General features: G+C 70.2%; 11 protein-coding genes. 7 read left to right on the top strand and 4 right to left on the bottom strand.

Annotation, left to right across the window (positions count from 1 at the left end; translation table 11 throughout):
- Positions 1 to 155: 155 nt before the first annotated feature.
- Positions 156 to 3,092, bottom strand: coding sequence for a GH32 C-terminal domain-containing protein (locus AB0G79_RS29980; protein WP_360811936.1), 2,937 nt, complete (start codon positions 3,090 to 3,092; stop codon positions 156 to 158).
- A gap of 269 nt (positions 3,093 to 3,361) precedes the next feature.
- Here AB0G79_RS29980 and AB0G79_RS29985 point away from each other — a divergent pair, with 269 nt between their 5' ends.
- From AB0G79_RS29985 to AB0G79_RS30015, 7 genes are all read left to right on the top strand, one after another.
- Positions 3,362 to 4,396: a LacI family DNA-binding transcriptional regulator gene (locus AB0G79_RS29985; RefSeq protein WP_350973603.1), complete on the top strand. Its 1,035-nt coding sequence runs from the start codon at positions 3,362 to 3,364 to the stop codon at positions 4,394 to 4,396.
- Positions 4,397 to 4,542: 146 nt separating this feature from the next.
- Entirely contained in the window at positions 4,543 to 5,844 is a 1,302-nt protein-coding gene (locus AB0G79_RS29990; protein WP_360811939.1) for a sugar ABC transporter substrate-binding protein, read from the top strand.
- 66 nt (positions 5,845 to 5,910) lie between these two features.
- Positions 5,911 to 6,846, top strand: coding sequence for a sugar ABC transporter permease (locus AB0G79_RS29995; protein ID WP_360811941.1), 936 nt, complete (start codon positions 5,911 to 5,913; stop codon positions 6,844 to 6,846).
- A gap of 1 nt (position 6,847) precedes the next feature.
- Positions 6,848 to 7,720, top strand: a complete 873-nt coding sequence (locus tag AB0G79_RS30000; RefSeq protein WP_360811943.1) for a carbohydrate ABC transporter permease — start codon at positions 6,848 to 6,850, stop codon at positions 7,718 to 7,720.
- A gap of 76 nt (positions 7,721 to 7,796) precedes the next feature.
- Entirely contained in the window at positions 7,797 to 9,290 is a 1,494-nt protein-coding gene (locus AB0G79_RS30005) for a glycoside hydrolase family 32 protein (RefSeq protein ID WP_360811945.1), read from the top strand.
- Positions 9,291 to 9,443: 153 nt separating this feature from the next.
- Positions 9,444 to 10,439 (top strand): carbohydrate kinase, encoded by a 996-nt coding sequence (locus AB0G79_RS30010; RefSeq protein WP_360811947.1) that lies wholly within the window; start codon positions 9,444 to 9,446, stop codon positions 10,437 to 10,439.
- Between the two features lie 376 nt (positions 10,440 to 10,815).
- Positions 10,816 to 11,250: a hypothetical protein gene (locus AB0G79_RS30015; protein WP_360811949.1), complete on the top strand. Its 435-nt coding sequence runs from the start codon at positions 10,816 to 10,818 to the stop codon at positions 11,248 to 11,250.
- Positions 11,251 to 11,335: 85 nt separating this feature from the next.
- Here the strand turns inward: AB0G79_RS30015 and AB0G79_RS30020 are convergent, their stop codons facing one another.
- From AB0G79_RS30020 to AB0G79_RS30030, 3 genes are all read right to left on the bottom strand, one after another.
- Positions 11,336 to 12,886: an MFS transporter gene (locus AB0G79_RS30020; protein WP_360811951.1), complete on the bottom strand. Its 1,551-nt coding sequence runs from the start codon at positions 12,884 to 12,886 to the stop codon at positions 11,336 to 11,338.
- 127 nt (positions 12,887 to 13,013) lie between these two features.
- Complete coding sequence (locus AB0G79_RS30025) at positions 13,014 to 13,427, bottom strand: RidA family protein (RefSeq protein WP_360811953.1); 414 nt, start codon at positions 13,425 to 13,427, stop codon at positions 13,014 to 13,016.
- Entirely contained in the window at positions 13,424 to 14,569 is a 1,146-nt protein-coding gene (locus AB0G79_RS30030) for an acyl-CoA dehydrogenase family protein (protein ID WP_360811955.1), read from the bottom strand. The genes AB0G79_RS30025 and AB0G79_RS30030 overlap by 4 nt, the downstream gene beginning before the upstream one ends.
- Positions 14,570 to 14,602 lie beyond the last annotated feature (33 nt).

A 14,602-nucleotide genomic window follows, 5' to 3' on the forward strand; every position in this document is an offset into this window, starting at 1 on the left:
CAGCAGGCGCTGCAAACTGCGGCTGGTCGCCGTTCTCGATGGAGCACGGGTTCGCATACGAATCTCCGTCGGTGTGGGGTTGGGTTGATCGGGCGGGGTGAACGCCGGCCCTGGGCGCGGCACTGCCCGGGGCTGACGCGTGCAGGGGGTGGGGGTCAGGGGCGCCGGACGGGGACGTTGACGTCGGCGACGTTGATGTGACCCCAGCCGCCGTCGGCCTGGTCGACGACCTCGATGTAGATCCGGTCGCCGATGTGGGCGGAGAGGTCGAAGACGACTCGGCGGTACTGCTCGGTGCTCCGGCCGGTGGTCTTGGCCAGCACCTTTCCGTCGCGGGCGCGGACGGCGGCCGCGTAGAGCCGGTCGGGGTCGTTGCCGCCGGACACGAGCAGGTCGATCACGCCGTCTCCGCCGAGGACCACGGTGGTGGAGCGCAGGACACCGGTGGCACCGTCGCCGCCTCCGGCAGGGTTGAAGCCCCACAGGTGGTGGCCGGTCGGGTCGGCTTCGGTCTCGGCCTGGTAGAAGGGGCCGCCCCAGCCCCAGTCGGTGCGCGTGGTGACGTTGGCGTCGCTGAAGGTCGTGCCGGAGACGACGGTCCATCCGGTGAGGTCGCCGGTGGCGAAGTCGTGGTTGGGCAATGCGTCGACGTCTGCCGGCCGCGGCGGGTCGTACGCGGCGGGTGCGGCCGGGGTGTCGTAGGCGCCGTTCATGCGCCAGACGTCCAGGGACACGACGCGCGCCGACCCGCCGTCGGCAGCCAGCCGCAGGCCGGTGGCGTCCTCGCGGGTGGGATAGATACGGCTGGTGATGCTGTTGGTGCCGTTGACGTACGCCTCCAGCATCGAGCGGTCGAGCAGGACCCTCAGGGTGAGGCGTCCGCCGTCGAGTTCCACGCTGCCGCCGTGGACGCCCTTGCGGACGTCCGGGTCGAGGCTGGAGCGGCCGCGGTCGATCAGGAAGCGGCGCTCGTCCGTGTCGTAGGTCAGCAGGGTCTCTTCGGTGCCGTCGGCGCAGGCCCGGACCGCCAGGGTGATCGTCCGCGCGCCGCGCGGCTCGATGACGGCGCTGATGTCCAGCAGGTCCCCGGAGACCCCGGCGAGCCGCCGGTTCGCCTCCGCCACCGATGCCTGCCGGACGCGGGCCAGTCGCGGCCCCCGCAGACCAGCGGCCTCGGCAATCGGCTCGACGCCGAGGGTTCCGTCCTGGCGCAGGGAGACGGACACGGGCATGCCGGCGTTGTGCGCCCAGCCTGACTGGGCGTGCTGCTGCTCGGTACGGCGGTCCTGGGTGATGCTGAAGACCACGGACCGGCCGTCGGGGGTGACGAAGCCGGAGGGGCCGGTGAAGTGCTCGCCGAAGTCGAACTCGCGGGGCGTTTCGTGGTCGGGGACGAAGCGGTGCTCGCGCTTGTCGAAAGTGCCGATCCAGTAGTACGTGTGCTTGACGGCGTTCGGGTTGAACCCCTCCCACCACGGACAGATCAGCAGGATGTGCTTGCCGGTGCGCCGGCCGCGGGGACCGGGGAGCGGAAGGAGCACCGGCAGCTCCCACACCTCACCGGGCTCGGGCAGTGTGGCGAGGTCGTTCCAGTGCAGCGGGCCCTGGTAGGTCCACGGGCCCTCGGGCCGGCGTGCGGTGTAGAGGAGAGCGGTTCCGCCGTGCTTGCGGGTGACCTGGGCGCCGTCGTAGTCGACGATGCCGCTGCCGACGAGCTGGTACCAGACGCCGTCCTCTTCCCAGACGAACGGGTCGCGGAAGTTCTCCGCCCACGCGGTTCCCGGACCGGCCGGCAGGTTCGCGGGGGCTTCGGTGACCGGCTCGGAGCGCATCGTCCAGGTGGGCAGGTCGGTGTCGCCGTCCGTCTGGTAGGTGGAGACGGCGATGCCGGTGCGCTGGCGGTAGGGCAGCCGGTCGTCGCCGCCGGTGAAGAAGAGGACCGGGCCGCGGTCGCCGTCGACGCAGGCGGATCCAGACCAGATGCCGTCAGGGCCGGCGGAGTCCGCGGCGGGGGCCAGGGCGATGGGGAGGTCGCGCCAGTGGACCATGTCGGTGCTGACGGCGTGGCCCCAGTGGATCTGTCCCCAGAACGGTCCGAGCGGGTCGTGCTGGTAGAAGATGTGGTACTTGCCCTTGAAGTAGACCGGGGCGTGCGGCTCGTTCATCCAGTGCCAGGGCGGCAGCATGTGGAACTGGGGGCGGTGCCGGTCGCCGTCGAAACGGGACCGGTGGTGGGTCAGGTCCGGGCGAGGCACGCGGTGACCGGGCAGCGCGGCGATCTTCTCGGCGTGCTCGCGCTGCGCCGTCGCGTCGTCCAGGGCGCCGGGGCGGATGGCGAGGCTGTCCATCAGGCCCATGTACATGTTGGCGTGGAACTCGCCGTTGAGCAGGGTCGGACGGTTGTGCTTCCCGATGAGCAAGGGCTCACCCGGCGCGGGCTCGGGGGCCTTGTCGGGGGTGGCGGTGGTACCGATCAGGCGGCCGTCGAGGTAGAGGCGCAGCTGGTGGGCGGCAGGATCGTAGGTGGCCGCGACGTGGCTCCACCGGCCCTTGGCGGCCGGCCGGCCCGGATCCCCCTTGACCTCGACCAGATCGGTGCCGAAGCCCAGCTGGAAGACGATCTGCCCGAAACGCCGCAGGCCGAGCAGGAAGCCCGTCCTCGCACCCGGGTCGTGCTGGTTGACCAACGCCTGGGGCTTGCCGTCGATGCCGTGCTCGTAGGCGTAGGGGGCGATCCACACGTCGACGGTCATGCCTCCGGCGAGGTCGAGCTTGCCGGGCCCTTCCGCCGTGACGCAGGTGGAGTAGCCATCGAAGTACAGGGCCCGGCCTTGCACGCCACGACGGCGTACGGGGTCACTGCCGGGCTTGTACCGGGCATCGTTGAAGACGTAGTCCACCGGGGCGGCCGATCCGGAGACCGCCTCGCGGGCGACCGCGCCGGACCGTTCGTCGAAGTCCCAGCGGGCGGTGGGCTTTTGGGGGCCTCCGGGCCGGCCGCCGGTGACGGCGAAAGCGGGTGCGAACGAGAGCGGCACGACGGCACCGCCGACGGCGGCGGATACGACCCTGAGGGCTGTTCTTCTCCTCATGCTGCCTCCTGGGCTGCGTGACAGACGGCGACCTGACGGCCTGCCAATTCGATTTAGGTGATGGGTCGGCATGGTTCGGGCGCCGTCGCCGCTAAAGCAAGAGCTAACGCATACGAATCTCATCTTCGCGCTACCCAGAGCTGTGCAAATCGGTACAGAAAGTCACCGTTACGTAGGCGAGATGTCCGGGGTGTTGACAGCGCATGACGAGTGAAGCAATCTCATCGCATCTTGCTAATCCGATTTAGCCGAGCGGAGCTGATCCACCGATGTCCGAACGCCGCGTGACCATGGCCGACGTCGCCCGCGAGGCGGGCGTATCGCCGACGACCGCGTCGTTCGCCCTGTCCGGTCGCACCGACATGCGCATCTCCGACGCCTCCCGGGAACGGGTCCTGGAAGCGGCCAGGCAGCTGGGCTACCGCCCGAACGTCACCGCGCGCAGCCTGCGGACGAAGTCCACACAGACCATCGGGTTCGTCTCGGACCGGATCACCACCACCCCGTTCGCCGGCGACGTCATCCGCGGCGCCATGGAGGCCGCCCGCGAGCGGGACAACCTGCTGTTCATCACCGAGGCCGGCGGCAACCGCGCGGCCGAGTCCTCGCTGGTCCACGCGCTGCTGGACCGCCAGGTCGACGCGGTGATCTACGCGACGATGTTCACCCGGTACGTCACTCCTCCCAAGGAACTGTTCGGCCGCCGCGTGGTGCTGCTGAACTGTCTGGCCCCCGGCTTCGATGCCCCCTCCGTCGTCCCGGACGAGCTGGAGGCCGGGCGGGACGCGGCGCGCGCCCTGCTCGCGGCCGGCCACACCCAGGGCATCTGGGCGATCGGCGGCCACCAGGCCGTCCCGGCCACGCCCGAGGGGATCATCGCCGGCAACGAACGCATGCGCGGCCTGGAGGAAGTGCTGCGCGAGGGCGGCGCCCGCCTGGACGGCGTCATCGAATGCGACTGGGACACGCTGGACGGCTACCGGGAGGTGTCCGCCCTGCTGGCGGCCGGGACCCGCCCCCGGGCGCTGGTGTGCCTGGCCGACAGGGTGTCCTTCGGCGCCTACCAGGCGCTCGCCGAGGCGGGGCTGTCGGTGCCCGGAGACGTGTCGGTGATCTCGTTCGACGACCAGGACATCGCCTCCGTGCTGCGGCCCGCGCTCACCACGCTGAAGCTGCCGCACTACCAGCTCGGGCGCCTGGCCGTGGAGCTCATCCTGCGCGGAGGGCCCCTCGACCCGATCGTCCACCGGGTCCCCATGCCGCTGCGGGAGCGTTCCTCCCTCGGCGCCCCAGCCGGGAACTAGGCCGGCGATACAAGACAGCCGTCCCGCCACCCGCTCCGAGAGTCCGGAGTGGGCGCGGGACGGCCACCAAGAACAGCGACCGACGCAACCGGTCGCCAAGGGCGGGTCCTGCAAGACCCGCCTCCGTGAGATGGAGGAACCTCGTGGTGTTCAGAACAAGGCGCCTCGCTGCTGCGAGTGTAGCCGCCGCGGCGGCTACCGCGCTCGTCGCCGGATGCGCGTCCGGCAGTGGCGGGAGCTCGTCAGGGGCCAGCGGTGACACGCTGACCCTGTGGACGCACAACGCCGGCAACTCGGCAGAGCTCGACGTCGTCAAGAAGATCATCAAGGACTTCAACGGCTCCCAGGGCAAGTACAAGGTCGAGCTGCAGTCGTTCCCGCAGACCGACTACAACAACTCCGTCGTCGCCGCCGCCTCGGCCCGCAAGCTGCCCTGCCTGCTCGACGTGGACGGCCCCAACGTGGCGAACTGGGCCTGGGGCGGCTACCTGGCCCCCATCGACGTCACCGGCAGCCAGGTGCCGGTCGAGGAGCAGCTCGACAGCACCGTCGGAACCTACAACGACAAGCTGTACTCCTTCGGGCACTACGACGTCTCCCTGGCCTTCTTCGCCCGCAAGTCCGTCCTCGACGAGCACGGCATCCGTATCCCCACCATGGACAAGCCCTGGACCAAGGACGAGTTCGACGCCGCCCTGGCCAAGCTGAAGAAGAGCGGCAAGTTCGCCTACCCGCTGGAGATGGGCACCGGCGGCAGCGGCGAGTGGTGGCCCTACGCCTACTCCCCGCAGCTGCAGAGCTTCGGCGGCGACCTGATCGACCGCAACGGCTACAAGACCGCCACCGGCACCCTCGACGGCAAGAAGTCCGTGGAGTGGGGCGACTGGTTCCAGTCGCTGGTGACCAAGGGCTACATGGCGAAGAAGTCCGGCGCCGACCCCAACAAGGACTTCCTCGCGGGCAAGAGCGCCATCCAGTGGGACGGCAGCTGGAACGCCACCAAGAACGCCGAGAAGCTCGGTGACGACCTGGCGATCATCCCGCCGGTCGACTTCGGCAAGGGCCCGAAGATCGGCGGCGCCTCCTGGCAGTGGGCCATGAGCTCCACCTGCTCCAACAAGGAGGGCGCGCAGGAGTGGCTGAAGTTCTCCCGCCAGACCAAGTACTTCGTCGATTACGCCAAGGCGACCAGCACCATCCCCGCCACCAACGAGGCCGCCACACAGGTCGAGGACTACCAGCCCGGCGGCAGGTTCGCGGTGCTCGTCCAGTTCGCGCAGAAGTACGCGACGCTGCGACCGGTCACCCCGGCCTACCCCTACATCTCCACCGAGTTCCAGAAGGCGGCGCAGGACATCCTGGCCGGCGCCGACCCCAAGAACGCCCTCGGCCAGGCCGCGAAGAACATCGACAACAACCTGAAGACGAACAACAACTACTCAGGCTGACCCGCCCCGGTCCGGTTCGGGCCCCCGACCACCCAGCCCGAACCGGACCGGCTCCCTGGAGATACCGTGACCACCAAGACCGCAGCCCCCCAGCGGCTGCGTCCGGTCCGGCGAACCCGCACGAACAACGCCCGTCGCCGAGAGAGCCTCACCGCCCTCGGCATGGCCACCCCGGCCGTCGTGCTGCTGATCGTCTTCCTCGTCGTACCGGTCGCCCTCGCCTTCGCCCTGGCCTTCACCGACGCGAGACTCATCTCGCCCACCCCGGCCCGCTTCGTGGGCCTGAGGAACTTCACCCAGCTCTTCACCGATCCGGTCTTCTACAAGTCCCTGCGCAACACGATCTACTTCGCCGTGGTCGTCGTCCCGCTCCAGGCCGGCCTCGCCCTCGTCCTGGCACTGCTGGTCAACGCCAAGGTGCGGGGCATCAACTTCTTCCGGACCGTCTACTTCCTGCCCGTCGTCACCTCGATGGTCGTGGTGTCCCTCCTGTGGACCTTCCTCTACCGGCAGGACGGCCTGGTCAACAACATCATCTCGACCCTGACCCTCGGCCACTTCCAGGGCCCGGACTGGCTGGGCGACCCGGCCACCGCGATGCCCGCCATCATCCTGATGTCGGTGTGGCAGGGCGTCGGCTTCCACATGATCATCTGGCTGGCCGGTCTGCAGACCATCCCCGCCGAACTGTACGAGGCCGCCGAACTCGACGGAGCCACCACCTGGCAGCGCTTCCGCCACGTCACCTGGCCCGGGCTGCGCTCCACCCGCACCTTCGTCCTCGTCACCATCACGATCGCCGCGTTCAGCCTCTTCACCCAGATCAGGGTGATGACACAGGGCGGCCCGCTCGACTCCACCACCACCGTCGTCTTCCAGGCGGTGCGCACCGGCTACGACCAGCAGCAGACCGCCTACGCGGCGGCCATCTCGCTGATCTTCTTCGTACTCGTCCTGACCGTGTCGCTCATCCAGCGGTTCCTGACCCGGGAGAAGGACTGACATGACCTCCCTCCTCAAGCGACTCGGCGGTCACGCCGGACGCATCGTCCTGGCCCTGGTCTTCGCCCTCCCGCTCGTCTTCATGCTGGTCTCGTCGTTCAAGACGGACGACCAGATCTTCGGCGACCTGGGCTCGCTGAGCGCCTTCCTCCCGGTCGGCGCCCTGTCGCTGGACAACTACACGGCCATGTTCGACCGGGTCCCCGCGGCGCGCTTCCTGCTGAACTCCGTGCTGATCTCGTCGATCACCGTGGTCCTCGGCATCATCGTCAACAGCCTGGCCGCCTTCGCGCTCGCCCGGATGCGGTGGTCCGGCCGCAAGCTCGTCCTCACCACGGTCATCGCCACCCTCATCGTGCCGTTCGAGACGTTCGCGCTGCCGCTGGTGTGGTGGGTCAACCAGCTGCCGCTCCTGCGCGTGAACGGCTTCCACCTGGAGTGGACCACCGGCTGGATGGACACCTATCAGGTGCAGATCCTGCCGTTCGTCGCCAACGCCTTCTCGATCTTCTTCTTCCACCAGTTCTTCCAGAGCATCCCCAAGGAACTCGACGAAGCGGCGATCGTGGACGGCGCCGGCTGGTTCACCATCTACCGCCGCATCGTGATGCCGCTGTCCGGCCCCGCCGTCGCCACCGTCGCCATCCTCACCTTCCTGCCCGCCTGGAACTCCTACCTGTGGCCGCTGATGGTCGTCCAGAGCGAGGAACTGCGCCCGGTGATGGTCGGCATCTCCTACTTCTTCCAGCTCAACGTGGGCTGGGGCCAGATCATGGCCTACTCCTCCATGATCACCGTGCCGATCCTCGCCCTGTTCGTGGCGTTCCAGCGCTCGTTCGTCAACAGCATCGCCTCCACCGGCGTCAAGGGCTGATCCCCGCCCCGCACCGACGGCTCCGCCACGCCCTCACGACTTCCGTGTGCTCCGCACGCCCTGAGAAAGGCCCCGTGTGTCCACGTCGCCTACCGACCCCCATCTGCCCGCCGTCCACCTGCGACCGCCCCGCAACTGGATCAACGACCCCAACGGCCTGGTCTTCCACGCCGGCCACTACCACGTCTTCTTCCAGTACAACCCGCACGGCCCCCAGCACGCGAACATGCACTGGGGCCACTACCGCAGCCCCGACCTGATCACCTGGGAACCCCTCCCCGTCGCCCTCGCCCCCACGCCCGGCGGATACGACGCCGACGGCTGTTTCTCCGGCAACGCCATCTCGACCGGCGACCGCATGGTGGCCTTCTACTCCGCCCACCGCAACGACCGCTGGTGGCAGCCGGTCACCACCGCCGAGTCCCACGACAACGGCCACACCTGGGCCAAACGACCGGACCTGCTCATCCCCGAACCGCCCGCCGGCACCACCATGTACCGCGACCCCTACGTCTGGCGGCAGAACGAACGCTGGCGGATGCTGGTCGGCTCCGCCCTCGACGACGGCCGCGCCGCGGCGCTGCTGTACGAGTCTGAGGACCTGGAGCACTGGACGTACCGCGGCCCCTTCCACACCAGCGACACCGCCGCTGCTGCGGGCCCTATCGGCTGGGAGTGCCCCCAGTACGCCACCTTCGGCGACCGAAACGCCCTGATCCTCAGCGACTGGACCCCCCAGGGCGGCCCCAGCCACACCACCGTCGTCACCGGCCGGGAGAAGGACGAGGGGGGCTTCGAAGCGGTCACGGCCCCCGTGCCGCTGGACCACGGTCCCGACTTCTACGCCCCCGCCCTGCTGAAGGCACCCGGAGAAGACCGCTGGCTGATGTGGGGCTGGGCCTGGGAGGCTCGGGACGACGCCTGGGCGCACGAAACGGGCTGGGCAGGCGTCCTCACGCTCCCCCGCGAGGTGACCCTCAACGCCGACGGCACGGTCGCCCAGCGCCCCGCCCGTGAACTGCTGGCCCTGCGCGGCCCACGAGTCCTGCACGGCACCGGGTACGCCACCCAGACCGAGCCGGCCGAACTCGGCCAGATCGGCCACACCTTCGACCTCACCGCCGCCGTCGTTCCGGACCCCACCGGCACGAGCGGGCTGCGCCTGATCACCTCCGCCGACGGCTCCGAGCACCTCGACATCAGCCTCGACCCCACGGCAGGCCACCTCGTCGTCGACCGCACCCACGCCTCGACGGATGCCCGCGCACGGGGAGGCGTGTACACCGCGCCGTGCCCGGCCGCCACACGCCCCAACACTCCTGTCGAGCTCCGTGTGATCGTGGACCGTTCGATAGCCGAGGTCTACCTGGCCGACGAGCAGGTCCTCACTCTGCGGTTCTACCCGTCCACCGACGGGCCGTGGCAGCTGCAGGCCCGCACGACAGGGGCAGGTCGCGGCGAGTTCGCCGTCGCGGCCTGGAACCTGACCGCAGAAAGCCTCCCCCCGAGAAGCCCAACTGGCGGGCCGGGGAACGCGGGGCGCTTGATTCCCGGGCCGCACAAGCCCTGAAGGCCAGCCCGCCACACGGAAAGACCACGCACATTCCCGCACCGTGCGCGGCAGACATGTCCACCGCAGCACCACGCCCTTGCCGCACCCTCGGCTGCGTTCCGCGGCGCGGGGCGACAGCCCCGCGCCCTACCTGAAAGGCAGAAAGTCACCATGGCCCGACCCGGGTCCCCCGGCAGTGTCGACGTCCTCGGCGAGTGCGTCGCCGACATCTTCGAGGACCACGACCAGTCCGATTCCGGCGGACTGGCCCTGCGGGCGCTGGCCGGAGGAGGCCCGGCCAACACCGCTGTCGCCCTCGCCCGGCTCGGCACCCCCACCCGATTCCTCGGACGCTTCTCCGGTGACGCCTTCGGCACGCTCTTCCGCGCCCGCCTCAGCGCCTCCGGCGTCGACCTGGGCGACAGCGTGACGACCTCCGAGCCCAGCACACTCGCCGTCGCCGACCTCGACTCGACCGGCCAGGCCGCATACACCTTCTACGCCGAGGGCGCCGCCGACTGGCAGTGGACCAGCAGCGAACTCGCCGCGACACGGAACGACGACGCGGTCTGCCTGCACACTGGCTCCCTCGCGCTGATCCGCCAGCCCGCCGGCAACCGCATCGAGGAACACCTCGCTCAGGTCCGCGAGCACACCACCGTGTCCGTCGACCCCAACGTCCGCCCTCTCCTCGTACCCCCCTCCGCCTATCGCGAACGGTTGCCCCATTGGTGCGCCCTCGCCGACATCCTCCGCCTCAGCGAGGACGACTGCGCCGTCCTCGCCCCTGACACCGGGCTGGACGAGGCGTGCGAGACCTGGCACGCGGCCGGCGTCCGCCTCGTCGTCATCACCCTCGGCGGCAACGGCGCCCTCGCGTCACTCGACGGCATGCGCGTCACCGTCACGGCCCCTCCTGTCACCGTGGTCGACACCGTCGGAGCCGGGGACTCCTTCACCGCGGGCCTCCTCCACCGCCTCGCCGCCCTCGGACACCTCGGCGGCCGGCTCGATGCGCTGACCCTCGACGACGTCACCGACGCCTGCTCGTTCGCCGCCCAGGTCGCCGCCCTGACCTGCTCCGTCGCCGGTGCGAACCCGCCCTGGGCGGATGAGACGGAGGCCGGGTCCGGCGCCGGTCGATTCCTGACCCGGCGAGCAGGCTGAAGGGCTCCGGCTGCCTCTGGGACTTTTCTGGGACTTTCAGCTGCATCAAGCGGCACGAAGGTGAAAGAAGGGAAAGGACATTTTCCCAGGTCAGCTGCCTCACGCAGTGAATCTGCGCAGCTCACAGGGCCGTCGAGTCTTTTCCGCGACATCTGATGCGTGCGGATGCCGCCGCACCTCGTCCTCCCCGCCGTTCGGCGGGTCAGGAAGGGGTGCGGCGGCTTCCGCATGAACGGAGGTCGATCATCCGGTTGTTCGCACGGTGTGCGCCTTTTGGTGACCCCGCGATCACCCGATGGACATAGTGAGATTACAGTGTGACATTGCACAGCCGGACAGTCCGGAACTGTGACGTGTTCTGGGGAGGACCCCTCTCGTGTCTCGCAAGTTAGTGCTCGCGGCCGGTGCCGCCTGCCTCACGCTGATCGCCCTCGCGCCCACCACGGCAACCGCCCGGACCGCCGCCACCACCACGGTGTGCGGTGCGTCGGGTCTGCAGGCCGGTCTCAGCACCCGTGTCTGCGCCGACATCACCGGCGACCAGGTCGAGGTGTACGGCCGGGTCTCGCTGGCCGGCCCGATCAGCCCCGGCAGCCCTTCGCCGTTCGGCAAGGAGCTGTTCACCACGCTGGCCGCCGAGGCGCCCGCGGGGACGCTGAACCGGTCGGTGATCTTCAACTCCTCGATCGTCGAGGTCCGGGGGATCTCCGGGACCGTCGCCTGCGGCTCGACCGTGAAGGCGAGCTTCGCCGTGTCCAGCTACCCGTGGACGCCGCAACCGGTCAGCCTGGAGACCACCGTCACCTGCTGACGACCGCACCTGTCGGCCTGGCCCGCCCTCGCTCCGGAGGACGGGCCAGGCCCCTGGCGCCGGCCGCACGGTCCGCCGCCCCGGCTCACCCGCCCGGCATCATCCCCGTGCCGCCCTTCAGGCGTTCGATGTCGGAGGCGCGGACCTGGATGGCGAAGACGGCGATCAGGGCGGCCACCACGGCGAAGACGGCGGCGGTGACGAAGCCGGCGGTGACGCCCGAGGTGAGGACCTGGTCGCCCCAGGGGGGCGGGAGTTGGCCGGTTTCGGCGAACTGTGCCTTCTGGGCCGGGGTGGCCTGGGAGAGGAAGGCCGGGACCTGCTTCTCGGCCTCGTTGCGGCTCGCCGTGCCGAAGACCGTGACCAGGATGGAGAGGCCCAGGGAACCGCCGACCTGCTGGGTGGCGTTGAGGAGGCCCGAGGCCGCGCCGGACTCCTGGGGTTCGACGTTCGAGAGGGCCATGATGGTCAGCGCGACGAACATGAACCCCATGCCGAGGCCGAAGACGAGGATCGGGCCCAGGATGCTGCCGACGTAGGTCGAGTGCACGTCCGTCAGGGTCAGCCAGGACAGGCCCGCCGCTGCGAGGATCGAGCCCGTCACCATGAAGGGCTTCGGGCCGTAGCGCGGCAGGAGGTTGGAGGTGAGGCCCGCGCCGACGCCGATGATCGCGCTGACCGGGAGGAAGGCCACGCCTGTCGCCAACGGGCTGAATCCCAGCACCTGTTGGACGAACAGGGTCAGGAAGAAGAACATTCCGAAGATCGCCGCCGCCAGGCAGAGCATGATGACGTACGTGCCCGAGCGGTTGCGGTCGGCGAACATGTGCAGTGGCGTGATGGGCTGTTGCGAGCGGCGTTCGATGAAGACGAACAGGACGAGGAGCACGACCGCCGCCACGAACGAGGCGATCGTGTAGGGGTCGCTCCACCCTTCCTGGGCCGCGCGGATGAACCCGTACACCAGCGCCACCATGCCGAGTGTCGACGTCAGCGCGCCCGCCAGGTCGAAGTGGCCGGGGTGGCGTTCGGATTCCTTGACGTGGCGGGGCGTCAGGACCGCGATGATGACGGCGATCGGGACGTTCACGAAGAAGATCCAGCGCCAGTCGAGCCACTGGACGAGCATGCCGCCCGCGACGAGGCCGATCGCTCCGCCGCCCGCCGACACGCCCGCGAAGACGCCGAACGCCCTGTTCCTCTCCGGGCCTTCGTCGAAGGTCGTGGTGATGAGGGACAGGGAAGTGGGTGAGGCTATCGCGCCGCCGACGCCCTGGAGGGCGCGGGCCGCGAGGAGTTGCCACTCGCTCTGCGCCAACCCGCAGAAGAGGGAGGCCAGTCCGAAGAGCAGGACGCCGAAGATGAAGACCCGCCGTCGCCCGAGGATGTCACCCGCGCGCCCGCCGAGGAGCAGCAGTCCGCCGAAGGTCAGCGTGTAGGCGTTGACCACCCACGACAGGCTGGTCGTCGAGAAGTCCAGCGCGGTCTGGATGTGCGGCAGGGCGATGTTCACGATGGTGATGTCGAGGACCACCATCAGCTGACAGGAGGCGATGACGAAGAGGGCGATGCCCTTGCCGTCTCCGTCGCTCTTGCGGGGGGTCGCCGCCGTCGTCGGCTTCGGGTTACTGGTCATGGCTTCTCATGGCGCATCGCGCCTCACCTGAGGGACCCGTGGGCCGGTCAGTCCACCTCTCGACCCTAAGCCCGGGTCGAGAGGGTCACCAGTTGATCAAGGTGGGCTCAAGGCGGGTCACGGTGCGTCACACCGGGCCGTGGTCGTCCAGGACCGCGAAGCCGTCCAGCTCCACCCGTGCCTGTTCGTCCCAGAGGCGCACGACCCCGACGACGGCCATCGCCGGGTAGTCGCGACCCGCCAACCTCCGCCAGATCGCGCCGAGTTCGCGGGCCTGGTCGCGGTAGTCCACCACGTCCGTCGTGTAGACCGTCACCCTGGCGAGGTCCGCCGGCGTTCCGCCCGCGTGCCGGAGTGCGGTGAGCAGGTTGCCCAGGGCCGTCGCGAACTGGTCCGTGAGCGTGTCGCCGACGACCTTGCCCTCCGCGTCCAGCGCCGTCTGTCCCGCCAGGAAGACCAGACGGGAGCCGGTCGCGGTCACCGCGTGGGAGAAGCCGGTGGGAGGGGAGAGTTCTGCCGGGTTGTGCCGGTGGAGGGTCATGCGGAGGCAACCTTTCCGGAGGAGGTGCGGGCCGCGTACAGCTCCTTCGCGATGATCGTGCGCTGGACCTCCGTCGCCCCCTCGTAGATCCGGGGCGCGCGCACCTCCCGGTAGAGGTGTTCGAGGAGGTGGCCGCGCTGGAGGGCGGCGGCGCCGTGCAGTTGTACGGCGCCGTCGACGACGTACTGCGCCGTCTCCGTGGCAAGGAGCTTCGCCATGGCCGAGCGGCGCGGGACGTCCGGGTCGCCCTCGTCGTACGCGACGGCCGCCGCGTACACGAGGAGGCGGGCCGCCTCCGTACGGGTCGCCATCTCGGCGATCCGGTGCGAGACGGCCTGGAGGTCGGCGAGGACGCCGCCGAACGCGGGGCGCGCGGCCGTGTGGGCGAGAGCCGCGTCGAGGGCGGCCTGCGCCATGCCGACCGCGAAGGCTCCCACGCTGGGGCGGAACAGGTTCAGGGTGTTCATGGCGACCCGGAAGCCCCGGTCGGGTTCGCCGAGCAGGTCGTCCGGGCCGACGGCGACGCCGTCGAAGGTGAGCGTGCCGAGCGCGTGCGGGGAGAGCATGTCGAGGGCCTCGCCGCCGAGGCCCGGGCGGTCGGCCGGCACGAGGAAGGCGGTGACCCCGCGGGCGCCCGCGTCCCGGGTGGTGCGGGCGAAGACGGTGGCGAAGTCGCACTCGGGGGCGTTCGAGATCCACCGCTTCTCGCCGTGCAGGCGCCAGCCGCCGCGGCCGTCGGGGACGGCGTCGAGGGCGAGCGCGGCGGCGTCCGAGCCGGCGTGCGGCTCCGAGAGCGCGAAGGCGGCCACGGCCCGGCCCGCCGCGGCCTCGGGCAGCCAGCGGGCGCGCTGGGCCGGGGTGCCGAAGGCGGCGACGGGGTGGGTGCCGAGGCCCTGGAGGGCGAGGGCGGTCTCCGCCTCCGTGCAGACCTGGGCGAGGGACTCGCGCAGAAGGCAGAGGTCGAGCGCGCCGGAGTCGAAGAGGCGGGCGAGCAGGCCGAGCTCGCCGAGCGCGGCGACGAGGGGACGGTTGACGCGGCCGGGGGCGCCCTTCTCGGCGAGGGGGACGAGCCTGTCGGCGGCGAGGGCGCGGAGCTCCGCGCACCAGGTGGTCTGTGCCGGATCGAGCGAGAATGCGGGCATGCGGGCCCTCTCCGGCGCCGACCGGCGCCCTTG

The organism is Streptomyces sp. NPDC020807 (assembly GCF_040641575.1).
Taxonomy (GTDB): Bacteria; Actinomycetota; Actinomycetes; order Streptomycetales; family Streptomycetaceae; genus Streptomyces.

Coding starts and splice junctions, on each gene's coding strand:
- AB0G79_RS29980 (WP_360811936.1), bottom strand. CDS start 3,092: ATGAGGAGAAGAACAGCCCTCAGGGTCGTATCCGCCGCCGTCGGCGGT.
- AB0G79_RS29985 (WP_350973603.1), top strand. CDS start 3,362: ATGTCCGAACGCCGCGTGACCATGGCCGACGTCGCCCGCGAGGCGGGC.
- AB0G79_RS30000 (WP_360811943.1), top strand. CDS start 6,848: ATGACCTCCCTCCTCAAGCGACTCGGCGGTCACGCCGGACGCATCGTC.
- AB0G79_RS30010 (WP_360811947.1), top strand. CDS start 9,444: ATGGCCCGACCCGGGTCCCCCGGCAGTGTCGACGTCCTCGGCGAGTGC.
- AB0G79_RS30020 (WP_360811951.1), bottom strand. CDS start 12,886: ATGACCAGTAACCCGAAGCCGACGACGGCGGCGACCCCCCGCAAGAGC.
- AB0G79_RS30025 (WP_360811953.1), bottom strand. CDS start 13,427: ATGACCCTCCACCGGCACAACCCGGCAGAACTCTCCCCTCCCACCGGC.
- AB0G79_RS30030 (WP_360811955.1), bottom strand. CDS start 14,569: ATGCCCGCATTCTCGCTCGATCCGGCACAGACCACCTGGTGCGCGGAG.